Source organism: Bacillus rhizoplanae, from assembly GCF_917563915.1.
GTDB classification, from domain to species: domain Bacteria; phylum Bacillota; class Bacilli; order Bacillales; family Bacillaceae_G; genus Bacillus_A; species Bacillus_A rhizoplanae.
The window spans coordinates 20,457-45,725 of record NZ_CAKJTI010000018.1 but is presented as its reverse complement, the minus strand read 5'-3'; the positions used below and the strand labels follow the sequence as shown (position 1 = coordinate 45,725).

27 protein-coding genes and 2 pseudogenes are annotated in these 25,269 nt (G+C 34.5%); 16 read left to right on the top strand and 13 right to left on the bottom strand.

Annotation, left to right across the window (positions count from 1 at the left end; all coding sequences use genetic code 11):
• Positions 1-124: 124 nt before the first annotated feature.
• Both scfA and LRP84_RS15470 read right to left on the bottom strand, forming a co-directional pair.
• On the bottom strand, positions 125-274 hold the full coding sequence (gene scfA / locus LRP84_RS15475; RefSeq protein ID WP_230575902.1) for a six-cysteine ranthipeptide SCIFF: 150 nt from the start codon (positions 272-274) through the stop codon (positions 125-127).
• 401 nt (positions 275-675) lie between these two features.
• Positions 676-1,743 carry a TRAP transporter substrate-binding protein gene (locus tag LRP84_RS15470; protein ID WP_230575901.1) on the bottom strand — a complete coding sequence of 356 codons (1,068 nt, stop codon included), beginning with the start codon at positions 1,741-1,743 and terminating at the stop codon, positions 676-678.
• 88 nt (positions 1,744-1,831) lie between these two features.
• Between LRP84_RS15470 and LRP84_RS15465 the strand changes: the two genes are divergently transcribed.
• The 3 genes from LRP84_RS15465 (at position 1,832) to dctP (ending at position 5,520) form a co-directional block, all read left to right on the top strand.
• Complete coding sequence (locus LRP84_RS15465; protein ID WP_230575900.1) at positions 1,832-3,433, top strand: ATP-binding protein; 1,602 nt, start codon at positions 1,832-1,834, stop codon at positions 3,431-3,433.
• A complete protein-coding gene (locus tag LRP84_RS15460) occupies positions 3,423-4,121 on the top strand; it encodes a response regulator (protein ID WP_230575899.1) in 699 nt (232 codons plus the stop codon). Before LRP84_RS15465 ends, LRP84_RS15460 begins: the two co-directional genes overlap by 11 nt.
• 121 nt (positions 4,122-4,242) lie before the next feature.
• Entirely contained in the window at positions 4,243-5,520 is a 1,278-nt protein-coding gene (dctP, locus tag LRP84_RS15455) for a C4-dicarboxylate transporter DctP (RefSeq protein ID WP_230575898.1), read from the top strand.
• A gap of 148 nt (positions 5,521-5,668) precedes the next feature.
• On the opposite strand, the gene LRP84_RS15450 is transcribed toward dctP, so the two are convergent.
• On the bottom strand, positions 5,669-6,676 hold the full coding sequence (locus LRP84_RS15450) for an alpha/beta hydrolase (RefSeq protein WP_230575897.1): 1,008 nt from the start codon (positions 6,674-6,676) through the stop codon (positions 5,669-5,671).
• A gap of 308 nt (positions 6,677-6,984) precedes the next feature.
• Here LRP84_RS15450 and LRP84_RS15445 point away from each other — a divergent pair, with 308 nt between their 5' ends.
• From LRP84_RS15445 to LRP84_RS15435, 3 genes are all read left to right on the top strand, one after another.
• Positions 6,985-7,509, top strand: coding sequence for a hypothetical protein (locus LRP84_RS15445; protein WP_230575896.1), 525 nt, complete (start codon positions 6,985-6,987; stop codon positions 7,507-7,509).
• 197 nt (positions 7,510-7,706) lie between these two features.
• On the top strand, positions 7,707-8,030 hold the full coding sequence (locus LRP84_RS15440; RefSeq protein ID WP_230575895.1) for a YbjQ family protein: 324 nt from the start codon (positions 7,707-7,709) through the stop codon (positions 8,028-8,030).
• 1 nt (position 8,031) lies between these two features.
• A complete protein-coding gene (locus tag LRP84_RS15435; RefSeq protein WP_230575894.1) occupies positions 8,032-8,256 on the top strand; it encodes a hypothetical protein in 225 nt (74 codons plus the stop codon).
• Positions 8,257-8,484: 228 nt separating this feature from the next.
• Here the strand turns inward: LRP84_RS15435 and LRP84_RS15430 are convergent, their stop codons facing one another.
• The 7 genes from LRP84_RS15430 to modA form a co-directional block, all read right to left on the bottom strand.
• Positions 8,485-8,946, bottom strand: coding sequence for a YusW family protein (locus LRP84_RS15430; protein WP_230575893.1), 462 nt, complete (start codon positions 8,944-8,946; stop codon positions 8,485-8,487).
• A gap of 281 nt (positions 8,947-9,227) precedes the next feature.
• A complete protein-coding gene (pgoN, locus tag LRP84_RS15425; protein ID WP_230575892.1) occupies positions 9,228-10,061 on the bottom strand; it encodes a glyoxal/methylglyoxal reductase in 834 nt (277 codons plus the stop codon).
• Position 10,062: 1 nt separating this feature from the next.
• Complete coding sequence (gene proC, locus LRP84_RS15420; RefSeq protein ID WP_230575891.1) at positions 10,063-10,866, bottom strand: pyrroline-5-carboxylate reductase; 804 nt, start codon at positions 10,864-10,866, stop codon at positions 10,063-10,065.
• Between the two features lie 135 nt (positions 10,867-11,001).
• Positions 11,002-11,853, bottom strand: a complete 852-nt coding sequence (locus LRP84_RS15415) for a GRP family sugar transporter (RefSeq protein ID WP_230575890.1) — start codon at positions 11,851-11,853, stop codon at positions 11,002-11,004.
• Between the two features lie 436 nt (positions 11,854-12,289).
• A complete protein-coding gene (locus tag LRP84_RS15410; RefSeq protein WP_230575889.1) occupies positions 12,290-12,778 on the bottom strand; it encodes an NUDIX hydrolase in 489 nt (162 codons plus the stop codon).
• Between the two features lie 100 nt (positions 12,779-12,878).
• Positions 12,879-13,553: a molybdate ABC transporter permease subunit gene (gene modB / locus LRP84_RS15405; protein WP_230575888.1), complete on the bottom strand. Its 675-nt coding sequence runs from the start codon at positions 13,551-13,553 to the stop codon at positions 12,879-12,881.
• A 5-nt stretch (positions 13,554-13,558) separates the two neighbouring features.
• A complete protein-coding gene (gene modA / locus LRP84_RS15400) occupies positions 13,559-14,362 on the bottom strand; it encodes a molybdate ABC transporter substrate-binding protein (RefSeq protein WP_230575887.1) in 804 nt (267 codons plus the stop codon).
• Positions 14,363-14,498: 136 nt separating this feature from the next.
• Here modA and LRP84_RS15395 point away from each other — a divergent pair.
• The 4 genes and pseudogenes from LRP84_RS15395 to LRP84_RS15380 all read left to right on the top strand — a co-directional run bounded on the left by LRP84_RS15395 (position 14,499) and on the right by LRP84_RS15380 (position 19,070).
• Positions 14,499-15,456 (top strand): annotated as a pseudogene (locus LRP84_RS15395) (helix-turn-helix transcriptional regulator).
• A gap of 449 nt (positions 15,457-15,905) precedes the next feature.
• Positions 15,906-16,514, top strand: a complete 609-nt coding sequence (locus LRP84_RS15390; protein ID WP_230575885.1) for a lysophospholipid acyltransferase family protein — start codon at positions 15,906-15,908, stop codon at positions 16,512-16,514.
• 710 nt (positions 16,515-17,224) lie between these two features.
• Positions 17,225-17,983: a TatD family hydrolase gene (locus LRP84_RS15385; protein WP_230575884.1), complete on the top strand. Its 759-nt coding sequence runs from the start codon at positions 17,225-17,227 to the stop codon at positions 17,981-17,983.
• 553 nt (positions 17,984-18,536) lie between these two features.
• On the top strand, positions 18,537-19,070 hold the full coding sequence (locus LRP84_RS15380; RefSeq protein WP_230575923.1) for a transglycosylase SLT domain-containing protein: 534 nt from the start codon (positions 18,537-18,539) through the stop codon (positions 19,068-19,070).
• Between the two features lie 18 nt (positions 19,071-19,088).
• Here LRP84_RS15380 and LRP84_RS15375 read toward each other — a convergent pair whose 3' ends face one another.
• On the bottom strand, positions 19,089-19,856 hold the full coding sequence (locus LRP84_RS15375; RefSeq protein ID WP_230575883.1) for a DUF4931 domain-containing protein: 768 nt from the start codon (positions 19,854-19,856) through the stop codon (positions 19,089-19,091).
• Between the two features lie 695 nt (positions 19,857-20,551).
• Between LRP84_RS15375 and LRP84_RS22485 the strand changes: the two genes are divergently transcribed.
• The 3 genes and pseudogenes from LRP84_RS22485 to LRP84_RS15365 form a co-directional block, all read left to right on the top strand.
• Entirely contained in the window at positions 20,552-20,686 is a 135-nt protein-coding gene (locus LRP84_RS22485) for an RAxF-45 family protein (RefSeq protein ID WP_090917231.1), read from the top strand.
• A gap of 132 nt (positions 20,687-20,818) precedes the next feature.
• Complete coding sequence (abc-f, locus tag LRP84_RS15370; RefSeq protein ID WP_230575882.1) at positions 20,819-22,702, top strand: ribosomal protection-like ABC-F family protein; 1,884 nt, start codon at positions 20,819-20,821, stop codon at positions 22,700-22,702.
• A gap of 39 nt (positions 22,703-22,741) precedes the next feature.
• A pseudogene (locus LRP84_RS15365) lies at positions 22,742-22,975 on the top strand (ABC transporter permease); the annotation flags it as partial.
• 17 nt (positions 22,976-22,992) lie between these two features.
• Here LRP84_RS15365 and LRP84_RS15360 read toward each other — a convergent pair.
• Together LRP84_RS15360 and LRP84_RS15355 are read right to left on the bottom strand one after the other, a co-directional pair.
• Positions 22,993-23,193 carry a hypothetical protein gene (locus tag LRP84_RS15360; protein WP_230575881.1) on the bottom strand — a complete coding sequence of 67 codons (201 nt, stop codon included), beginning with the start codon at positions 23,191-23,193 and terminating at the stop codon, positions 22,993-22,995.
• 148 nt (positions 23,194-23,341) lie between these two features.
• Complete coding sequence (locus tag LRP84_RS15355; RefSeq protein ID WP_367890493.1) at positions 23,342-24,211, bottom strand: Cof-type HAD-IIB family hydrolase; 870 nt, start codon at positions 24,209-24,211, stop codon at positions 23,342-23,344.
• A gap of 327 nt (positions 24,212-24,538) precedes the next feature.
• Here LRP84_RS15355 and LRP84_RS15350 point away from each other — a divergent pair, with 327 nt between their 5' ends.
• The 3 genes from LRP84_RS15350 (at position 24,539) to LRP84_RS15340 (ending at position 25,049) form a co-directional block, all read left to right on the top strand.
• Positions 24,539-24,649: a DUF3948 family protein gene (locus tag LRP84_RS15350; protein WP_230575880.1), complete on the top strand. Its 111-nt coding sequence runs from the start codon at positions 24,539-24,541 to the stop codon at positions 24,647-24,649.
• An 89-nt stretch (positions 24,650-24,738) separates the two neighbouring features.
• A complete protein-coding gene (locus LRP84_RS15345; RefSeq protein WP_098309290.1) occupies positions 24,739-24,849 on the top strand; it encodes a DUF3948 family protein in 111 nt (36 codons plus the stop codon).
• Between the two features lie 89 nt (positions 24,850-24,938).
• Entirely contained in the window at positions 24,939-25,049 is a 111-nt protein-coding gene (locus tag LRP84_RS15340; protein ID WP_141525038.1) for a DUF3948 family protein, read from the top strand.
• Positions 25,050-25,269: the final 220 nt, after the last annotated feature.

Below are 25,269 nucleotides of genomic sequence, written 5' to 3'. Positions count from 1 at the left end.
CATTAGTGGGATTTTTTCTCCCACTGGTGGTTAGTTGAACCGATAGGTATTTTACTGCCCGCGAATAGCGGAATAAAAATTGCCGCCCATCTGGAAAGCAGTTGGGCGGTACATTTCTTATTTCCTATCTGTTCATTGTGTTTTCACACTTCTGATTTGCAACTCCGCAAGACGTTTTGCAAGCTGATTGGCAAGATGTTTGGCATGCGCCGCATCCACCATGTTTTGCGGTATCCTTCAGTTTACGAGTGCTCAGTGTTACGATTCTTTTCATAACGCACAACTCCTTTTTAAAATGTTTTTTAAAGAAATAAGAGTTAAATATTGTGAAACTCTTCACATTTAGAGGTGATACTTGTGAATGATTTCACAATGAAGGTCAAATATTGTGAATCCTTTCACATTAATTCTAACAATAATTTTAACAACACTGTGGATTCACGTCAATCATTCCTGATGTCTTGATACTGTGGAAAATCCACTTGATTTCGCTTCTACTTTTTCTTCATCGCGATTTGAAGAGTTTCGAGAGTGCGAAACGTTCGCATGTAATTATGATTTGGGATTCCCTGTTATAATAGTAAATTCGTCCTTTCTTAAGATGGCTGAAGGTATTATCTTAAGAAAGGACGGATTTTTTAGGCATCTATCCTTGAATATTTATGAGTTTTACTATTACGGAACCTGTGTTTCGTACTTCCGCTGTAATTCCTTTAACTCCTCTACCAAATTCTCTCCAATCGTAGGAGCAAGTTGGTCGTATATAGGTGATAGTGTCTTTTCCCATTCTTTTCGTTGTTCGTCGTTTAATTCATGAATTTGAATCGATGAGTTTTGTTTCATGAGTTCAAGTTGTTCTTTGTTCATTTGAATGGATTGTTGATTATTCCAAGCAGTCGTTTCTTCCATTGCTTCCATTAATATTTGCTTTGTTTTTTTCGTTTGTTTGTCCCAGGTTTTTTGATCCATCATGACAACATATCCTAAATACCCATGGTTAGTAATTGTCAAATAGTTTTGAACGTTATAGAATTTTTTAGAGTAGATATTTGAAATGGTATTTTCTTCGCCATCAACTTTTCCTGATTCAATTAATTGATATGTAGAATTAAATGAATCTTGATATGTGTGAACTTTTAATAAATCAAATTGGGATTTGATTACATTACTTTGCATGATGCGAAAAGATTGTCCCTTTATATCTTCGGGTGTATAAATGGGCCCTTTATTTGAAGTGATTTGTTTAAAGCCGTTGGACCAGTGGGCAAGCCCTTTTATTCCATCTTTTTGTAAGGATTGAAGTAATTGTTCCCCAATTTTTCCGTTTAAGCCTTCTTGTAAGGCTTCATAACTTGAAAAAGCAAATGGTAAATCAAGTACGCCCCATTCAGGGGAGAACGCTCCAAGTTTTGATGTAGAGGGAGCAATAATTTGTACTTGCCCAGATTTTAAAGCATGAAATTCTTCTATATCAGAATATAAGCTTCCGTTAGGGAAGACTTCTACTTTTATTTTACCATTTGATTTTTCATTAACGAGTTCAGCAAATTTGTTGGCAGCACGTCCTTTTGGTGTGTTTTCGGCTACAACATGGCTAAATTTAAAGACGATTTGGTCTTCTAGTCCTTCTTGTTCATCATCGTATGAGAGTGTATTTTGAGAAAAATAACTCTGATATTTAATAAATAAAGCGCTTGCAATTAAAGTGATGAAAAGGAGTATAAAAGTAGCTGCTTTTTTCATCTTAGTTCTCCTTTTGAGGTTGTTATTGTAAGCATATCGAGAAGATTTCTATTCGTAAAGATGCTTTTTGAGGAAAGGAGGGCCAAAAGTGAGAAAATTACCAATCCGTTGGAAAATTACGATTCTTTCTTATGCAGTAGTTATATTCTCGCTCATGATTAGTGGAGGGATTATAATCGCAAATATTCAACAAAAAGAAGAGAAAGAATTAAGAATTAGATCTATGAATACAGCGCGAACGGTAGCAGAAATGTCAGATGTAAAGAGGGCTCTTCAAGAAGTAAATGGATGGGTTACATTAAATCCTGTTATTGAAAAGATTAGAGTAATTAATGAAACAGATTATATTGTAGTTATGAATATGGAACGAGTTCGATATTCGCATCCTGTGAAAGAAATGATCGGGAAACCTTCAAAAGGAGCAGATGAAGAACCAGCATTTGCAGAGCATATTTATTTTTCAAAAGCAAAGGGAGAAATAGGTACTGTAATTCGTGCGTTTATGCCTATTAAAGATCAAGACTTAAACCAAATTGGTGTTGTCGTTGTGGGAAACAAAATACCAAGCTTTTGGGGGATTATGGTTGAATTACGAGGAGAAATTCTTTTTATAGTCATATTAACTTTAATATTTGGATTGATAGGTTCATTAATGCTCGCCAATCATATAAAAAAACAAATGTTTCAGTTAGAGCCATATGAAATTAAACGAATACTTGAGGAAAGGACAGCAACCTTTCATTCCATGAATGAGGGTGTGATTGCGATTGATAATCAAGAAATTATTACGGTTTTCAACGAGAAAGCAAAGCAAGTTTTTCATGTAGATGGAGATGTTGTAGGAAAGCCTATTCGTAAAGTATTAGAGGATACAAGGCTTCCAGAAATCGTGGAGAAAAATCAGGCAGTATACAATGAAGAGATAAAAGTCAGCGGACAGGTTATTTTAAGTAATCGTATCCCTATTAAGAAGGGGAATGAATTAATTGGGGCTGTAGCAATTTTCCAAGATCGTACCGAAGTAACAAAGCTTGCGGAAGAATTAACTGGAGTGAAGAACTTTGTAGAGGCATTGCGTGTGCAAAGTCATGAGCATATGAATAAGCTTCATACAATAGCAGGTTTAATTCAGCTCGGTAAAGCTGATAAGGCATTACAACTTGCATATAACACTTCAGAAGAACAGGAAAATGTAACAAATTTTTTAAATGAAACAATTAAAAATGATGCCGTTGCAGGTCTGCTTTTAAGTAAAGTTAGTAGAGGAAAAGAGCTTGGAATTCAAGTGGTTATTGATCAAAATAGTTATTTGGAGGCTTTTCCATACCAATTAGATCAACACGATTTCGTTGTATTATTAGGAAATTTAATAGAAAATGCATTCGGATCATTTGAACAAATTGAGGCCGCGAATAAAAGAATTGATATTAGTATTGAGCAGTCAGAGGACGTGTGTGCGATATTAATTGAAGATAATGGCTGCGGAATAAAAGAAGAGCATTTACCAAGGGTATATGAGAAAGGGTTTACTGTGAATAAGCGTAGCGGGACAGGTTATGGTCTTTTTCTAGTAAAACAAATTGTTGAAAAGGGAAGAGGAGAAATTAGGATTTCATCTTTTCAAGATGAAGGAACTTCTTTTATCATTACTTTTCCAATGGAGATGGAGGCGGAATTGTATGGCATGTAAAGAGGAATTTAAAGTAGTGTTGATAGAAGATGATCCAATGGTTCAGGAAGTGAATAAAGAATTTATAAGAAGTGTAGAAGGGTTTCAAGTAATAGCTGTTGCAAGCGATGGTGAGGAGGGGATTCGTTTTGTCAAAAAAATGAATCCAGATCTTGTTATTTTGGATATCTTTATGCCTAAAAAGGATGGTATTAAAGTACTGCAGGAATTTCGAAAGCAAGAATTAGAAACAGATGTAATTGTTGTGTCTGCTGCTAAAGATAGGGAAACAATTAAACTCATGCTTCAAAATGGAGCGATAGATTATATTATTAAGCCTTTTAAGCTGTATCGTATTCAGCAAGCGTTAGAGAAGTACCGCCAATATAGAACGAGTTTGAGAGATTCTGGGGTTATTTCGCAGGAGCAACTAGATTTATTACTATATTCTGGGCGTTCTGAGAAAACAGTGAGCAATTTGCCAAAAGGCTTGAACGAATTTACATTAAATGAAATTGTAACGTATGTAAAAAAGCAAGAAGAGCCTCGTTCTGCCGAAGAAGTGGCACGTGCAATTGGGATAGCTAGAGTTACGGCCCGGCGTTACTTAGATTATTTAGAAAAAAGCGGTGTAATTCATTTGGCGGTTCAATATGGTGGAGTTGGAAGACCAATTAATCGCTATGTGTTTCATGAAATGAAAAACTAAGACCAAAATGAACAAAATATTCGTTATGACCATAAACTTCTCTCTTTTTAATGTAAACGCTATCATTATGTTAGAAACAAAGGGGTAGAAAAGTTTATAAAATTAGAGGAGGGAGAAAAAGGTGAAACGACTCTTTAAAAATTTAACCTTTCAAGTATTAACGGCTATTGTGCTTGGTGTGTTAGTTGGATTACTTTGGCCAAGTGTTGGTAAACAAATGAAGCCATTAGGTGATACATTTATCAATGCTGTAAAAATGGTAATTGCACCGATTATTTTCTTAACAATTGTACTTGGTATTGCCAAAATGGGAGATATGAAAAAGGTTGGTAAGGTCGGCGGAAAAGCTCTTATTTATTTTGAAGTGGTGACGACATTTGCACTTATTGTTGGTTTAATTGTTGTAAATATTATAAAGCCAGGGGAAGGTCTTAACTTTAATGAACTTGCAAAAGGGGACGTATCAAAATATACACAAGGCGGAGGACAGGGCATTAACTGGATTGATTTTGTAACTCATATCGTGCCTTCTAATATGGTTGATGCGTTTGCAAAAGGTGATATTTTACAAGTATTATTCTTTTCGATTTTATTTGGTATAGGGCTAGCGGCTCTTGGAGAAAAAGGAAAGTCAGTGATTGATTTCTTAGACAAACTTTCACACGTATTCTTTAACATTATTGGCTATGTAATGAAGGCTGCACCGATCGGGGCATTTGGTGCTATGGCATATACAATCGGTTACTTTGGACTTGCGTCGCTTGTGCCACTTGGAAAATTAATGATGTCAGTATATATAACGATGTTCCTATTCGTTTTTGTTGTTTTAAATATTATTTGTAAGATATATGGATTTAGTTTATGGAATTATTTAAAGTTTATTCGGGATGAAATATTAATTGTATTAGGAACAAGTTCTTCTGAATCTGTACTGCCAAGAATGATGAATAAGATGGAGCAATATGGATGTTCAAAATCTGTTGTTGGTCTCGTTATTCCAACAGGTTATTCTTTCAATCTTGATGGTACGTCTATTTATTTATCCATGTCAGTTGTCTTTTTAGCACAAGTATTTGGTATAGATTTAACAATTGGGCAGCAAGTTACAATTATTTTAGTGCTTATGTTAACGTCTAAGGGAGCTGCAGGTGTGACAGGAAGTGGATTTATTGTATTAGCGTCTACTTTATCAGCATTAAAGGTTATTCCTTTGGAAGGATTAGCACTACTTCTTGGAGTAGATCGCTTCATGAGTGAAGGAAGAGCTATTGTAAACTTAATTGGAAACGGGATTGCTACGATGATTGTTGCAAAGAGTGAAAATGAATTTGATGAAGCAAAATATGCAGAAGCAGTTTCTGGTATGAAAGTGTTGAAAGAGACGAAGAAAGCTGTATAGTGCATAAGCAGTAGAAAGGATCGTTTGTTTTAAAAGGAATGAAGAATATAAGGGGAAAAGGAACTATCCACTACAATAGGTGGATAGTTTTTTTAAAATTAGTTTATCCCGCTATTTTGGGACAGTAAGACCCCCACCGACGGAAGTTTCATTTTATTGAATCCATTGCATAATGGTTTCTTTCTCCAGCTATTCGTTTTTGGATAAAGTTGATGGTATCCGTCGCAATTCTTTTGCGATTAAGGACAATTCCAGTATGTCCGCCATTATATACATATCGTGTAGGTTTTCCCCAGGACTGCCATAAGTAATCAGTGTCTTCGATATGGACATACTGATCGTTTTTGGCGGAAATTAACAGGATGTTGTCTTTGTTCATTACTGGAACAGTTTGGTTAGGTTCTGTAATTCTCCAATACTGTATTAAATCATTATAAGTAATTCCGTGTTCTTGTAAGTCTGCTTTAATATATTTCCCAGGCTTTGTATTCCAAATAGAATAAGAAAGACGATTGGCATAAAAAATAGAAGCTAGTACATCAATTTGAGATTCAACTAAAGCCATTAAATTTGTAATGAATCCACCTAGGCTAATACCGACTAAAATTACCGGTCCTTGTTTGTTTTTCTTAATCCATTGTATTAATCCTCTTAAATCAGCTACAGCTTGCTGAGATGATTGGACTGTTCGTTCAATGTTGGCGCTAATCATGTATTCTCCGCTATATAGTGAACATTCTGGCTTTCTTTCGAAGTGATAGGGTAGCGTAAAATAATACATATTCCATTTCAAATTCATTATTTGATTATGAAATATTTTTTTTACTCTTTCATTTGAATCCATTCTCCAACCATGGACAAAAATAATATTAGGTGAGGCATCATTTTGGTGTAAAAAAGCCTCTCCAGTCACAATATCATTACATGAAATACCAGATTGAATTGAGCTTTTATATTCAAATTTACCAATAGTATAATTTTGGTTATTAAAATCTTTTATTTCAAATTGAATATTGATTGAATTGGTTTTATAAAACTCTTGGATGTCTTTCGTTTCTAAAACTTTACTAGGAAGAGAAGAAAATTGAAATTCTTTGCTGCGTTTCTTATGCAAACCATATAAGGCATATAAGTCTATTGCTTTCGAAAAGAACAAAATGTTATACCTCCCCAATTGTATAAAATAGCATATTGTATGATTTTACAATTTTTTAATTAAAAGGAATAGATTACCCTGCTTTTGTGACTGAATATGCTATATCATCTTTTTGTGTAAGGATGTTCAAACTTTCTTTTTAAAGGTAGTAGTCGTATAGGTTTTTAGTATAAGTAATGTAGATAAGGTGACAATATTGTGAAAAGAATATCGTTATGGGTACAAAAGAAAGCAGAAACGTGTAATTTTCTACTCATTGTCGATATAATATATAGAAGAAATACAGTGGATAAAAGGAGTAGTTTGCAATGAAACAAAAAGCTTGGGGTGCGATTCTGCTTAGTAGTGCATTACTATTAACAGGATGTACTAGTGATAAAGAAGCAAAAAAAGAAACGAAAGAAAAAGTAGAACAAACAGATCATAAAGAAGACAATCCGGAAGATGTGAAAGTGTATAATTCCGTACATAGTCAATATGAGAAAAAAATTGATGACGAATTAAATCAGGCTATGGAGCTTTGGAAAGAAGCTAAAGAAGGATCTGCAAGCACATTACAATCTCCGAAGTTTAAAGAAGACGTACAAAAGGTAACAGAAAATACGTTAGCAGATATTGAGAATGTGCGTAAAGAAATTCGGGTTCCAAAATCAAAAGAAAGGGAAAACGACTTGTATGTAGGTTTTTTAAATGAAACAGAGCAGGCGATGAAAAAATTAGCGCAATTAGCGAAAGAAGAAAATTCTGCGTTAATTCGTGATGTTGAAGTACATTTTTCTACAGCAGTTAATTATTATGATCGTTTTAAAAAAGAAGAGCAGGGAGCAAAATAACTTTGTTTACAAACAAAGTTATATTTTGCACTTAACGACTATAAAACCCCCACCTCAAGATTTTAAGAAATCGAAGATAGGTGGGGGTTTTTCGTTGTTTTGTAAATAAATTTTAAGATAGAGGAATATTTGACATTCTTTGCATATATTATTATCATTATTGATAATAATAATAAATTTTAAAGGGGTTGAATGAAATGATTGTTGTAACAACGGAAAGTGTGCCAGGTTATGAAGTAAAAAAGACGTTAGGAACTGTGTTTGGATTAACAGTACGGGCAAGAGGCTTAGGAAAAGATATTATAGCTGCATTCAAAGGTTTATTTGGCGGAGAGATTTCACAGTATACAGAAATGCTTGAGGATGCAAGAAAATATGCGTTAGATCGTATGATTGAAAATGCTGCAGCGATGGGAGCGAATGCAATTATTATGGTTCGTTTTGATTCAGGCAGTCTTAGTCATAATATGAGTGAAATTGTAGCATATGGTACAGCTGTTATTGTAGAAACGGTTGAATAGTATGTGGAAAGGCATTTTAATATATTTCTGTGTACAGCTGGTTATTTTTCTTATTATTTTAATGATTGCTAAAAGAAAAGATAAAAGATTACAAGATAATCATGGCACAGAAGTACCAAATGGGTATTTGTTTACAGGTGAAATATATTTTGATCCAATTACGAGAGAGAAATATGAAGTATACTATAACGAAATGAATGGAAAAAGGTTTCATAAAAAATGTTAGTTTATTGTTATACGAAATCAATAGAAATAACTTTCACAGTATAAAAGCAGCTCTTTTAGACGGAAGCTAAAAGAGCTGCTTTGCTTTTGTTTACCTTATTAACGTGCAGTAACTCCTCAGATTAAGATTTAAGGGAAATGAAGAGTATATAGGAGTAACTGCCCGTAAAAGCCCGATTGGTTCAACTAACCTTCTGGGAAAAAAACGTTCCCAGAAGGAAGTTTCACTTTATTTTGGCATTTTATATTCTTTTTTCGTTCCATCTGTAAAGACAACTTTTAAGTCGAATTTTTGATAATCTTTATCGAGTTGGAATACATCTACTACTTGATCAACGACATCTTGGTCTTTTGTGTCCTTATCAAATTTAAGCTGTTGTAAGAGTGGAGCCAATTTATTCATTGCTTCATCTCCAGCCAACCTTTCATTTGTTTTACTATCGTCAACTTTTGCTTCTGGTTTGTCAGTTGCTTTTTTCTGTTTATATTCTGCTTCGTAGTCTTTCTTTGTATCTTGATAAGTTGCCTTTAAATTGAATTCATTAAAACTTAATTTTAAATCTTGATTTACTGCATCTTTTGTTCCTTCTGTCGTTTTCTTATTAGTAGTTGTATCCTGTTTTGTTGTTGTACATCCTGTCATTGCAGGTACTAGCATGAATGCTAAAAGAATTGAAAATAAGATTTTCATTTTGTATGCCTCCTTAGTAGTTTTCAATAAAAGCTTTTCCAATTTTTATCTTTTTATGTAAGAGAAAGAAATTGTTTTTTACAATATTGAAAGTAAATTAAAAAGACAAAAGATAATCGCCGTGGTCGGATATAAGATATCTATATCATTGAAGAAAAATCAAACTGCAATAAGAGGAAATGAAGCATAAAGAAAAAGGTATCCTGTGAGGGGATACCTTTTTTATTGATCGTTTTATTAAGGCGAATAGGTATCAAACATATGCTTGATGACCTTATACATTAAAAATTAAAGTTATCAGGATCTGGACCAACACGGTGATTCTCATTTAGAGATTGAATTGCTTTCATATCTTCAGCAGTTAATTCAAAGTCAAAGATATCCGCATTTTCAATAATACGATTCTCTTTTACAGATTTCGGAATCGTAACAACCTCATTTTGCAAATCCCAACGCAGGATTACTTGGGCAGTAGATTTATTATACTTTGCTGCAATTTCTTGTAAGGTTGGATGATCAAGAAGCTGACCTTGCATTAATGGTGACCATGCTTCTAATTGAATGCCATGTTCTTTACAAAAAGTATGCAGTTCTTCTTGAGTTAAGCGTGGGTGATATTCTACTTGGTTAATCATTGGTTTAATTTCCGCATCTTCTAGTACGTCTTGTAAATGGTGGACTTGGAAGTTACTAACACCAATAGCACGAACACGACCGTCTTTATAAAGCTTTTCTAATGCTTTCCACGTCTCTTTATATTTACCTTTTACAGGCCAATGTACTAAGTATAAATCTAAGTACTCTAAGCCAAGCTTTTGTAGACTTGTTTCGAACGCTTGTAGTGTAGATTCATAACCTTGGTCGCTATTCCATACCTTTGAAGTAATAAATAGTTCTTCACGAGGTATGTTGCTTTCACGAATGGCTTGTCCAACCCCTTCTTCATTTTTATATATAGCCGCTGTATCAATGCTACGGTATCCGTTATTGATAGCTGCTTTTACAGAATCAATAACTTCTGAACCATCTTCAACTTTAAAAACACCTAGACCAAACCAAGGCATTTTCACGCCGTTATGTAAAGTTGTGCAATCTTGTAAGCTCGTTAATTTCATTTTAATTCCCCCTAGCTTTTTTATTTGTTGCTTCAATTGCTTGGTGAATGATCTTTGAGAAATTATACTCATATAAAACTTTTAAACCTTCTGCAGTTGAACCGCCTGGTGTTGTCACTTGTTCGCGCAGCATAGCTGGATCTTGTTCTTGCTCGAGCATAGCAGCAGAACCGGCAATCATTTGAATAACAAGATGTTTTGCTGTTGCTGCATTAATCCCATAACCTTTTGTTGCTTCAATTAGACCTTCAGCAAAGTGGTAAAGGAAGGCTGGTGCACTGCCAGTAACAGCAGTTAGTTGATGAATTTCTTCTTCTGTACAAAGTTGTGATGTACCAATGCCTTTTAAAAGAAGTTGTAACGTTTCTTGCTGTTCTTCATTTACGGAATGTCCCATTGTATATAAGGAGATAGACTGTCCAATCGTCGCAGCTGTATTTGGCATAATCCAGGCAACTGGTGTACCTTGAGGAAGTTTTTCTTCTAAGTAAGATGGGCCAATTCCAGCAGCAACGGTCACTACAAACTGATGAGTTAGAAGAGAAGATAATTCCGCTAATAACTGTTCATGTGCAGCTGGCGGCATTGCTAAAACGATGGTATCCACAGCTTTGATGTACTGTTTCCAATCATTTGTAGTCGATACGCCATATCGTTGCTCTAATTGCTTGAGTTTTTCTGTATCACTTCGATTGGATACAATAATTTCTTCGATGTATTCTTTACTTGTCTTAAGTAGACCAGTAAATATTGCTTCAGCCATACGTCCGGCACCAATAAATAAAATTCGTTGTTTTTTTTGCATATCCTTTAATCCTTCCTGTAGGAAATGTAGTAACAAAACGATAACATTGATGAAAGATAATTGTAAAAAGAAAAGACTTGCACATAAAAAAATCCTAGTCTCAGAAAGTATCATTTCCGAAACTAGGATATATAATTAAGATTTTGTCATACCAAGAAGAACTGCACCGCCAATAATTAATGCACTACCAAGTGCGATAAATACCATTTGGCGTTTTGTTTTCTTTTCACCTAAGAAGATAATTGCACCAAATGTTGAGATAATGATTCCAGTTTGGGATAACGAGAAACTTGTTGCAACACCAACTTTTGGTTGAGAAAGGAATAAGAATAAGTTACCTGTACCCCATAATAAACCAGATAAAATATTACGAACTGCATATTTATTGAAAGGTTTATGTTTAGCTGTTAGTATAACAGCTCCAACGAACATACCAACTGCTTGAGGTAAAATAGCCGACCAACCATCAACGTTGTACCAACGAATAATGACTACATATACAAGGTAACCAAAAGTAGAAGTAATTAGAGTAACGATTCCTTTTTTTAGTTGTCCAGGTGGCTGTGCATTTTCTTTATCATCTAAAGAAGTAAAAACAACACCAATCACAATTAAAAGGATTGCAATCGTTCCCAGAATGATTGTAGTAGTAGTTGTCCATTCATGAAATGCGATAACCCCAAAGATAGTAGTAGCTACAAGCTGCATACCTGTTGAAATTGTAACAGTTGTTGAAACACCCATTTTTTCTACTGTTTTTAATTGATTAACTTGTCCTAAAGCCCAGAATAATCCTGAAACAAAGCCAACAATTAATATAGTTAAAGATAATGCAGGTGTTGTAAATGCATACATGATTGTAGCGAAGAATAGAGCGCCAATAGTCATACCTACTGTTTGGCTATATGCACCGCCGCCCATTTTTACACTTACTAATAAAATATTTCCCCATGCTAATGCAGGAAGAAGTGCTAATAAAATATCCATTACAAGACTCCCTTCTTGTTATATCAATAAAATGTATTCCGTTCTAACAATCGGTAATTTCCTACTTAAGAAGTAGAGGATTACCGATTGTTAAAACATGACTTCACATCTATGAAGTAGTGCTGTGAATAAGAAGAGCACTATCATTATATAAATGCGTTTTCAATATAATTTATGCGTTTTCATTTATTCCTTTTTTCGCACCTTCATATAATAACAGGAAAGTATCTCATTTAGAAAGTAAATTCAAATAGAATGTATATTCCTATGAATATGAAAAATTTTAATATTTTATAAAGGTATAAAAAGGTAGAGAGATTCAGAGAGGAGTGAGAAAGTAGGTAGGGGATAACTGCTGGCATGCGCCCGATTGGTTCAACTAACCATCAGTGGGGGATGAAAAAAAACACTGATGGAAGTTTCACTTTATCAGAGGCTATTTGATATGTGCACACGCTTGTTGTCCGTATTGCGTAAGCTGCTCATTTTGAAAAACGGAAGTATGCTCATATACGCCATCTTCTTGTAAAACCGTGGGTAAAAATTTCTTCGTTAAAGAATTTACTCCTTGGTTTTGTTCAGATAAAATCCAAGAAATATGTTTCCAGTCTAAAATACCTTCAGCTACTTTTTGGGGAGTATGGTAAAGAATATGAGCTGGGAGGTCTGCGGTAAAAAGGTATAATCCTCCGAAGTGTATATTGTCAATTTTCCAGGATAACGTTCCTTTATATGTAACTTCTTTCTCTGTTAAGGATAGGCCTGTTTCTTCCTCAATCTCGCGTAGAATACATGCGGTTGGTGTTTCAGCTTTTGTCATCTTACCGCCAACGCCATTCCAAAGCCCTTGCAGCGGTGCTTTCTGTCGATTGAGCATTAATATTTCATCATCTTTTCTTATAAAACAAAGTGTTTGATTAAACATGAAATCTCTCCTTTTCTTCTATAATTCTACAAGGAAATCGTATTTTCATCTCATTTCGCGGGAAATAATCAAAAAAGAGCAGCTTTGTCGAAAGCTGCTGTTACGAAGATGTTATTCTTTTGTTTATAAGTTGAATGAGCAACAAAAAGATAAGTGACATACCGACAGTTGTGAGAACAAGTGCCCATGCAAGTGACATATTGCTTCCGTCAATTGCCATATAAATAGCCGTTGGAATCGTTTGTGTTTTACCGGGGATGTTTCCGGCAAACATAAGTGTTGCACCAAATTCTCCTAGAGCACGTACGAAACTTAAAATCATTCCGCTAAGTAGAGAAGGGAAAGCAAGTGGTAATGTTACATGTAAGAACACTTGTATTTCATTTGCTCCGAGGTCTCTGGCTCCATCTTCAATTTGTTCATTAGCAATCATAAACCCTGTTTTTGCTGATTGATACATAAGTGGAAATGCAACCACAGTTGAAGCGATAACAGCAGCCCAAGATGTGAACATAATAGATTGTTGAAACAAAGCTTCTATCCATTGACCAATTGGACTGTTTTTTCCAAAGATAATAATAAGAAAAAATCCAATTACAGTAGGCGGGAGTACCATTGGCAATAGAAAAACTGTTTCTAATAAAATTTTATAGCGCTTTGACGAACGAGCTAAAACACGTCCAATTATCGTTCCGAACACCATCACGATTATAGTAGCAAGTGCAGCAACTTTTAGTGAAAGAATGATAGGTGACCAAAATGCATCAAATACCATAATGACTATTGCAGCACTGTAAAACCATATTTTTTAAAGATCGCTAGAGCTTCTTTAGACTGTAAATATTCATAAAAAGCAGTTGCTTCTTTTTTATGTTTCGTTGCTTTTATAATGCCTAGTGGATAGTGGATGGGTTCGTGTGAATTTGTTGGTGCTGTGTTAGCAATTTTTACTTTTTTAGAAATAAGGGCATCTGTTTTATAAACAATCCCTGCATCAACGCTTCCTGTTTCTACGTATGTTAATACTTGGCGTACGTCTTTTGTGTATACTATTTTATTTTGGAGATCGTTCCAAAGGTTTAAATGAGTAAGAGCATCTTTTGCGTATTTACCTGCCGGAACAGATTCAGGTGTACCTAATGCAATTTTCTTCACTTGATCTTCTTTTAATGCTTGAAAATCTTTTATGTTACTATCTTTTGGAACAATTAATACTAACTCATTGCCGAGTAGGTTTTTTCCTTCGTTTTGATCAATGATTCCTTTGCTTACAAGCGTTTCGAATTTATCTTCTGCGGCCGAGAAAAATAGATCGGCAGGAGCTCCTTGTTCAATTTGTTGCTGAAGAGCGCCAGAACTTCCAAAGTTAAATGACAGTTTTACATTTGGTTCTTTCTTTTCATATTGTGTTTGAATGTCTTTTAGTGCGTCTTGTAAACTAGCTGCAGCAGAAATGGTAAGTTCAATGTTTTCTTCTTTAGTAGTTGTTTTTTCTTGTTTATTTGTGTTTGTACATCCCGTACTTATTACGAGAAGTAGCGCGAATAAAATACTGCAAATAGAACGGAATATGCGCTTGTTCATCTTTATTTCTCCTTTCTTTCATCCCATTCCAATTATAACTAATTATATCTAATTATAAATAGTTATAATTAGATGTGTTGTGATTTTTCTCACAATAGTGAAAATAAATAGAAGAAAAACTGTTATTTTTGTTACAATAAAGGCAGAAAGCGAGGAATCGGCTTATGGATCATCATTCCTACACAACAGAAGAAGTAGCGAAACGATTAAAAGTATCGAAATTAACAGTGTATGATTTGATTAAAAAAGGTGATTTGCCCTCTTATCGAGTTGGCCGGCAAATGCGTATTGATGCAAGTGATTTAGAGAGATATATTACAGAGATGAAAACAGGGAAGATACAAGCTGATTCATCATCTATACAGGTAATAAATCAAACAAACAAATCCGATTCTTGTATTATTAGCGGACAAGATTTATCTCTAGATATGTTAACGAAACATCTAGAAAGTCATTTGAAAGCTCCGAATATATTAAGGGCATATCAAGGGAGCTTAACAAGTTTGATTCAAATGTATCAAGGAAAAGGAGATATTGTGAGTCTCCATTTGTTCGATGGGGATACAGGAGAATACAACATTCCGTATGTGAAACGAATTTTAGTTGGAAAACCTTGTATTGTTATTAATTTATTATCAAGAACATCCGGTTTTTATGTGCAAAAAGGAAATCCGAAACGTATAAAGACATTGCATGATTTATGTGATGCATCCATTCAATTTGTAAATAGGGAACGAGGATCTGGTATTCGTGTTCTTGTTGATGAACAATTGCGTATAAATGGAATATCCAAAAAGAGTATTGTTGGGTATGACTGGGAAGAGTCAAACCATATTGGCGTTGCTTCTCAAGTAGCAAATAGAAAAGCTGATGTAGGGATAGGAGCAGAAAAGGTAGCACAAATTGTAAATATAGATTTTGTTCCACTTATACAAGAGCGCTATGATTTAGTGATTTTAAAAACAGAAGAAAATACTGCGTTGATTGAAACAGTAAAAGAAGTATTACAGTCTCATGAATTTCAAAATGAACTGCGTGCTATCGGTGGTTATGATATAAGTAAAACAGGTAAAATTATGTATGAAACAAATTAAAAAGAGCTGCTTGTATGATGACAAGCAGCCCTTTTCATTTATCCCGTTATTAACGGGCAGTAAGACCCCCACCTCAAGATTGAGAGAGAAGCGAGGAAGATAGGTGGGGGCTAACTGCCCGTAAAAGCCCGATTGGTTCAACTAACCATCAGTGGGGAATGAAAAAACCCCCACTGATGGAAGTTTCACTTTATATAGAGGGGAACAGGGAACCTATAGAACATGTACAAGTACACACAATTGTCGAAAGAAGAGCTGCACCGCTTATAAGTCCAACGTAATATGAGGAGAAGTTATTGACGAATTAGCTTACGGTAGGACTATAGTTTTTGTAAGAATAATATTTTAAAAATTGTCACTTATTTTTATTACTAACTATTAATACTTAGTGTTATAATTAAACGTAAATACAGTTATAAAAAATTGAATTGTAGAAAGGAACAGATCGAATGTATACATTCATTACAAGGCTGTTGAAATATATATTTAAAACATTTGGAAAAGTAGAGGTATATGGAAAAGAAAAATTACCGCAAAGCGGTGCATATGTTGTAGCTTGTACACATACAAGCTGGATGGATGTTGTAATGTTAGCAACGGGAATGTTACCAACAAAAATTTATTACATGGCGAAAAAAGAATTGTTTCAAAGTAAATTTGGGAATTGGTTTTTTAAGAATGTAAATGCCTTCCCGGTTGATCGAGAAAATCCAGGGCCGAGTACGCTGAAAATTCCATCTAGATTATTAAAAGAAGGAAAAGTTGTTGGGATTTTTCCGAGTGGCACAAGGACAGCGGAAGCTACTTCATTGAAAGCTGGAGCAGTTACAATTGCACTTCGTTCTAATGTTCCATTAGTTCCAGCTGCATATGTTGGACCTAGCAATTTAAAAGAATTGTTTCGTGGAAAGAGAGCACAATTAATTTTTGGTGATCCAATTCAAGTAGAGCAGTCAAAGCAGATGGATCGTAAAGAAGTGATGCAACTGATGACAGAAAAATTAAATGAGACGTTTGCACAGTTAAAAGAAACGCTGAAAGAAGATAAAAAAGCATAATGGAAATAGGAAAAGACGACTTGGCATAGATGGTCGTCTTTTCAATTCTATCTATATAAGGGGAAAGGGGACACAAAATTATATAAGATTCATTGCGGCAGTATAAATGAATGCTGTAAGAAGAGAACGTAATCAAATTTGTTACTGCCCTGTTTCTGAATTAATTGTATAAAATGGGAGGAGTTATAACTATCGAATTAGCTTACAGCAGGATTACATTTTTGTAAGGTACCTGTAATGTAACTCGATAGTTGTAATGAGTAGTATCACCTATAATAAAAGTAGAAAGAACGAAATATATCTTTCTGTCTAAATTAATAATGTGATGAAAAGGATTAACAACCAACCAACTGTAAGCCGCATCTTAAAAGAGATGTGGCTATTTTTTTAAACCTTACAAAAATGTAAGATTAAAGTAAGCAAATTCGATGGCACTTTTGTCATATTTCGCTCATAATACAAATAGACATAGAAGTTAGGGAGATTATAGAAGGGAGACAAGTGGGATGCAAAAAGAAGAAATGGTTAAATTTCCATTTGTAGAGTGTCTTAGTTATTTTGGTGTCGCAATCTTATGTATTGGAATTTTTGCCGTGGTTACAAATTTAATTGTTTAATAAATAGACGAACAAGAAGGAGAGCCTTCTTGTTTTTTTATTTTATATACATTTTAGAAAGTCATATTACAATGAAAGAAAGAGGTGATAGAAGTGAGATGGATTGATAGTCATATACATTTGGATCAATATAAAAAAGAAGAGCAATTACAGTTAATTGAAGATATACAAAAGGTGAAGGAAATAGCAGGAATGATTGCTGTGTCGATGAATTATCATTCTTGTCAACGAACGTTGGAGCTAGCGAAGAATTATCCGTCTATATATCCAGCACTTGGATTTCATCCCGAGCAAGACATTGATTTTGAACAGTGCGAAAAAATTTATCAACTGATTGAAAAAGAAGCACATCACATTGTTGCGATTGGAGAAGTTGGTTTGCCTTATTATTTACGGCAAGAGAATCCCAAGTTGTGGTTGAAACCATATATTGAAATACTAGAAAGATTCGTATACTTGGCTCAAAAATATGATTTGCCAATTGTACTGCACGCTGTATATGATGACGCAGAAGTTGTTTGTGATTTACTTGAATCTTATCAAATACGCCGAGCTCACTTTCATTGGTTTAAGGGGAGTCAACAAACGATGGAGAGAATGATAGGGAATGGGTATTACATCTCTATTACACCTGATATTGTATATAAAGAAAAAATCAAGGATATTGCTGCTTTTTATCCGTTATCGCATCTTATGGTAGAAACGGATGGACCTTGGAAATTTAATGATGAAATGACACATCCATATATGATTTTACAAGTGTTAAAGAGTATGAGTGAAATAAAAGGACTATCACTTGAAGATACAGCGGAAACTATTTATAAAAACACAGTTCAGTTTTATAAAATATAATAGAAAAGATTCAGGGTTTCCCTGAATCTTTTCTATTACTTAAATCTTTTGGCACGCCTGATTAATAAACAGAAGATAAGAGCTATACATCCGATAATGATAAAAAATCCGTATTTTTTCAATAAATCTACAGAATTATCTCCAGTAAATGGTTTATTCACATGAAGACCATGTTGATCCCGCATTAACGGGCAGTAAGACCCCACCTCAAGATTGAGAGAGAAGCGAAGAAGATAGGTGGGGATAACGGCCCGTAAAAGCCCGATTGGTTCAACTAACCCCCACTGATGGAAGTTTCACTTTATATTGAGTGAAATTGTAATTTATAGAAAAATAGTGAGTGTAATTTTATAAATGGTATGTGATTTAAGTTGGTTTCAATGATTGATAGAGAAATGTTACATTTTCATGTATGTTTAATATCTTCTGCATCACAAAATCAGACTTAAGAAGGGTGGCGGTGTGGAATATTCTTGGTATGATAGAAATGAAGCAATTGTATATGTGTAAGGCTGAAAGGCGACAAATTTCAGCGAAAGAAGAGGTAAGGTACGTGAAGAAGTTCTTTGTAGGGTTCTTAATTGTAGTGGGAATATATACGTTTTTTCGGGGCGAATCAGAAGGAATGGACAGAGTTATAAATTCAACAAGTTATGTTGATTCAGAAGAAGCAAAACAGATGAAACAAATTATTAGCGAAGAGGCTGAGAAATATAATCTTCCAGAATGGATACCTCTTACAATTGCCGAGCATGAGAGTCGTCTAAATCCAAGGGCCGTTGGAGATCATGGAACATCATTTGGGCTATTTCAATTGCATCGCGGTGGTGGAATTGCTCCTGAGAATGTAACGGATGAGCAATTAAAAGATCCGCGAACAAATGCTCAAATTGCCATGCCTCATTTGGCAAAAGGGTATAAAAGAGGTGTACAAAAAGGTTTAACAGAATTTGAGTTACTAAAATATATAGCGAACACATCCGGCTGGCCTGGTAACCTTGGAACGGAGTGGACGGATAAAAATATGAATTACAATATCGGGTTAGAGAATGTGTATTATAAAAATATAGGTGTTATGAAAGAGTAGGTTATATGATGACCTACTCTATTTTTCTGTAAAATATGTCCTTAACTGTTCTTTTACTCCCTGTAATTGTGTAGAAACTTGAGGGATGTTATATCCAACGTATAGTGGTGAAACGACAAATCGGGGAACAATTTTACATATAATTTTTCCATCTAAGCTATAAAAGAACATGTTATAACTATTACACCGTTTATGAAAATCGTGTAATACGTAGCGTACCGTTTTTTGAATATAGTCTGCCATCATATCAATTAGATTCGTATTTTCTATTATAATATTAAACTCTGTAAAACCGATAATTGGATGAGTAGAAATATTCAACTCGATTCCGTGTTCTTTGTTTACAATGATTCCTTTGACATGTTCGGTTCTTACATTTTGTCGATAGTCGACATGTTCCATACCGATAATTTGCATATGTGCATGGTGGATTGTTCCCCCTGATAGTGGTCCATGGTTTTTATATAAAATGACAGATTGGAATTTTTCGCTTTCTTCTAACGATAACCAGTGCTTAACTGAAAATCGGATAAGCTTTCGCATATGTTTTTGTGTATAGGTTGCAATATGATCATTACAATTATTAGTTTCGATAATGACTGTTTGTAATGTGTCTTGTAATGTCGGATATTTATTTTTTAGCCAAATAATTGTTTCATCCGTTTCTAAAATATTGCTCAGTTGTGTTTGATCACAAAATGGGCAAGCTGCTTCTTTATTCTGGATGCTTTCAGGTTTTTGTTGTCCAATATGATTTAAAAAGAATAGCTGTTGTTGAGTCTCCATTTTTCTCCCCCCTGTTTGTCATACTCCAACCGATATATATTCGTGAAAAGTCATTCTAAATCCTTTATAACAAAATGAATAAATAATTAGAAGAAGAGTCATCATACGGAAGAAAAAACGTATCATTTCGAGATATATGGCGTATTGCAAGCAAATCAAATTCTTGTGTTAGAGGGTGGGAGCATTACTGGTGTAGGTACGCATGAGGAACTATTCATATTATAAAAAAATTGTACAACAGCAATTTGTAATAGAACAAAATAAAGACGAGATATCCTGAGCGCTTCAAGGTATCTCGTCTTTGTTTTGTTTATTTCATGGTTCACACGATGGAAGATAACAACACTACTTACAATCATCATTATGGCTTTCTTCATATTGATCTCCCTTTTAGGATTTGTTAATTTTGTCAACGATTGGCTTTGCGTCAACTAAAATTTGAATGACAACTTTTACAATATCCATCATGTTCTATTCCTCCTTTTATCCATTCTTTTATTTTTGAGCCACAGCTTGCCATTCACCAATACTGCTAAGAGTATTTTTACGATGTTTCTGTCTGCTGCGGACCAGCTGTCTTATATGTGCGAATATTTCTATTTACATTATTTTCAGAAAAATGACTATCCAAACGTATTTTAGGAGAGTATAATGAAAAGGTAAGTATAAAACTCCGTACGAAAGAGGTGAAAGAGATGAATCGTTCTATAGTTATGCGCACGCAATTTTTAGATTTTATCTACATTTGTCGTGCAATTTTTCATCGTGTAGTTGCTAACGGGATACGTATGCCCTTTTTTAGCAATTTCATAATAACTATTGAACGATAGAGGTCTCTTCACCCATTTTATAGAAACGTGTGAAAAGGGAACTACACTGGTTCCTTTTTCTATTTTGAAATAAAAGCCGTGGGTAAGGCTCTCTTACTCATGGCTTTTTACGTTGAAAGGAGTACGGAAAAGATGATGATTTGTAGTGTAAATAATATAGCGAAGACATTTGGTGGAAATACAATATTTGAAAATATATCGTTTGAAATAAAGGAAGGCGACCGAATTGGTTTAGTTGGTCGTAACGGCAGTGGGAAAACAACAATTTTTCAACTGTTAACAGGAATCGAACATGTGGATGGCGGTGCTATTCATATGAAGAAAGGTACGCGTATCGGTCATGTTGCCCAAATTCCGAAATTTACTGAAGGGGTGACCGTATATGATGTATTAAGTTCTGCATTTGCGAAAGAGCAAGCATTAGAAAGGAAAATGCGTGAACTCGAACAGAAGATGGCAGAAGAACATGAGGCGAGCGTTACGGAAAAAATGATGACGGAGTACGGAGAAATACAGGAGCAGTTTTCTTTTCTAGGTGGTTATGAAATCGAAGCGAATATCATGAAGGTGGCTAATGGACTGCAAATAACAGAATTATTTCCGCGAAGTTTTATAGAGCTAAGTGGTGGTGAACAGACGAAAGTGAGCCTGGCTTATATGCTCCTTAAGAAGCCAGACTTATTACTTCTGGACGAACCGACAAATCATTTAGATTTATTCGCTGTGGAATGGCTCGAGCAATTTTTAAAGGAATATAACGGGACAGTTGTTGTGATTTCACATGATCGCTATTTCTTGGATGAAGTCGTAACGAAGATTTTTGATTTAGAAGATGGTGAATTGTACGTGTATCATACGAATTATTCACAGTTTGTAAAGGAGAAAGAAGAAAGGTTGCTACAAGAGTTCCAAGCGTATCAAGAGCAGCAAAAGAAAATAAAGAAAATGAAAGAGGCAATTAAAAGACTTAGGGAGTGGGCTAACCAAGCGAATCCTCCTAATGAGGGACTGCATAAACGCGCCCGCAGTATGGAACGTGCTCTAGAGCGGATGGAAAAATTGAAGAAGCCAGTCTTAGAGCATAAGCAAATGGGGCTTCAGTTTGAAGGACAAGAACGCAGCGGGAAAGATGTTGTTATTATGAAAGAAGTCGGAAAGCAATTTGATGAACGTATCTTATTTCAAGGTGTAGAAGTACATGTTCGTTTTCAAGAGCGCGTTGCGATTGTTGGACGTAACGGTACAGGAAAGACAACATTATTGCATTTATTACTACAAGAAATGAATCCAGACATAGGTGAAATTCGTATTGGGAGTGGAGTAAAGCTCGGCTACTTGTCTCAACATATGATCGTTAACAGCAAACAAACGATATTAGAAATGTTCAGAGAACAGGTAGCAGTAACAGAAGGAGAAGCCCGTCATATACTTGCTCGCTTTCTATTCTACGGACCAGCTGTATTTAAAAAGGTGAATCAATTAAGCGGGGGCGAGCGAATGCGTTTACGATTAGCACAGCTCATGCATCAAGATATTAATTTTCTTGTACTCGATGAACCGACAAACCACCTTGATATTGAATCGAGAGAAGTATTAGAAGAAGCGCTTGAACAGTATAATGGAACCATTCTGGCTGTATCCCATGACCGTTATTTCTTAAATAAATTATTTGCGAAAACGTATTGGATTGATAATCAAACAGTGTATGGGTTTGCTGGGAATTATGCTTGGGCACGTGAAAAGTGGCAAGAGAGCAGAGAAAAAGAACAACAAACTGTTGTACAAAAGGAAAAAGTAGTACCTGTGTCAAAGCGAATATCTATAGATAAAAGTATTATAAATTTGGAAGAGCAGCTTATGAATGTGGAGCAAAGTATATACGAGTTAGAATGCAAAATGGCTGAAACTAAAAATGTTGTAGAGTTGGAGAAACTATATAAAGAAAAAGAGCGAAAAGAGTTGTTAAGAACAAAATTATATGAGGATTTAGCGAATAGTATGGATATAAAGAATTAAAAAGCTGGCGTATGCCAGCTTTTTAGACCGTGTGTATTTATAGTCATTGTTTCAACTTGTATGATTAGTGGGCTGTATTGGCCAATTGAAATAGAACCTGAGTTTATGCAAAAGATTGCTAACTTTGTCCCGCAAACATGGGCAATGCGTGGCTTTACAGAATTAATTGCTAGAGGAGGAGCACTGGCAGATATAACAGGATATATTGGAGTGTTACTTCTTTTTGCTGGTATCTTCTTTTTCATCGGTTTAACAAGAATACGTTATGATTGAAAAAAAGAAAGCAGAATTTACAGCTTTGCACGCTGAATTCTGCTTTCTTTTTGTTGTTCTTCCGATGACCCAAGTGAAATGATAATAGCAATCCCGAACATGAAGAGAAACACTAAAAAGAGGACAAACGTCGGGAAGAACGGGAATAAGAGTAATGCTCCTAATATAATGAGCATTAAACAAATATAGTTCAAAACATCAAGGAATAACTTGTCCATGTTTTCTCTCCTTTATTAAGAAACTGTTATTATCGTATGCTGGATCTATCAATAATAGAATAATTTTTTAAGTAGGATTCTTGTATGTTGGTAAAAAACATATATTATGAGAAAAGGAGAAACCAATTTAATGGTTTCTCCTTTTCTATTATCTTTGTTGTGTTTTTTGTAAAATGTGTTGCTCGATTGCATAAGCTACGCCATTTTCATCGTTTGTTGCTGTTACAATGTCACATAGTTGTTTTACGTCAGGTTCTGCATTTCCCATTGCAATTGATAAACCTGCTACTTTTAACATAGGTACATCATTAAAGTTATCTCCAATAGCAACAGTATCTTGTAAAGGAATATGAAAATGTTTTGCCATTTCTTGTAATCCATTACCTTTATGGCCATGTTTGTCCATAATTTCTAAGTTTGTTGGAGCGGAAGCTGTCACCATAATTGCTGCATCTTTCTCTAAAGATTGTAGCAATTGTACACGCTTCTCTTTGTTGAATGTAAGGATAAAAAATTTTGAAATTTCAATGGTTGAGTCGGATACTACATCTTCAATACTTTGAAAAGTTGTAATTAAATTAGCCTTTAGTTGCTTTTCGGAAATTCGTTCAATTTCTTCAATTGTAACATCAAGGGAATCTTTGTTTAATTGAAAAGCTTTTGTTACTTGTTCTTTCCAATTATACGGTGCATATACACCCTTATTCGTATAGAGTTTATACGGAAATTTCTCAGCTTCGAGCTGTTTTGCAATTTCATATACTTTTTCTTTTTGCAAAGTGCGCGAATGAATTACTTTTCCATCAGCATATACCACTGCTCCGTTACTAGCTCCTAAAGGAAGAGATAAGCGGTATTGCTCGAGCAGTTTTAGAATATCTTCTTTTGCTCTGCCAGAACAAATCATAACGATATGTCCTGCTTCTTCAGCATTGCGTATTGCCTCTAAATTTTCCTGGGAGATTTCTAGATTGGATGATAAGAGCGTACCATCCATATCAAGTGCGATTAATTTCAAGCTGATCACCTCTTTGTTTTAATCATACTAAATTAAATGTTATATCGAAACTGTTACATTGTTGTTACACAGATATACTCATTTATTTTGACCACTTAATATATTTGAGAAGGTCAAAATATGAGAGGTATCGTCTATCTACGCTTTATACTTGTTGAAAAAAATATAATAATTTTATACCAACTATTGCTTAAATAAAAAAGTTATGTTACATTAATGTTACAAACGTTACATTATATGATTTAATATGACATTAAGTTAAAAACTATAAATAAATTATTTCTTGGAAATTATATATAGATATTTGTAAGAAGGAGAATGAGAATAATGGAAAACAAAGAAGTATTACAATTAACAAAAATGGATTTACTAGGATCAGCAGGAGTGGCAACAACATTAACAGCGCTTATCGTATTTCTTTCAAGCGTTTTAGTATAATTCATAGTAATTTTTGTACATAGTAGAGCGGAAAACTATTACAAAGTGCAAATTATATATAGAAATCTATAAAAAGGAGAATAAGAATAATGGAAACTAAAGAAGTATTACAACTAACAAAAATGGATTTACTAGGATCAGCAGGAGTGGCAACAGCATTAACAGCGCTTATCGTATTTCTTTCAAGCGTTTTAGTATAATTCATAGTAATTTTTGTACATAGTAGAGCGGAAAACTATTACAAAATGCAAGTTACATATAGAAATCTATTAAAGGGAGAATGAGAATAATGGAAACTAAAGAAGTATTACAATTAACAAAAATGGATTTACTAGGATCAGCAGGAGTAGCAACAGCATTAACAGCACTTATCATGTTTCTTTCAAGTGCTTTAGTATAATTTAAATTTTGTGTAAATTTGAACGTGAATGAAAAGAGGGACTTCGAAAAAACGGAGTCCCTCTTTGTGTTTTTGTTGAGTTATCAGTAAAGAGGAACTGATGGAAGTTTCACTTTATATAATATAAGGAGAAAAACAGAAAAAAGTCGAATTTTCTATGTGAGAAAAAGGGAGGTATTTGACAGAAAAAATAGAAAAATTAAAATTGACAAAAAATAAT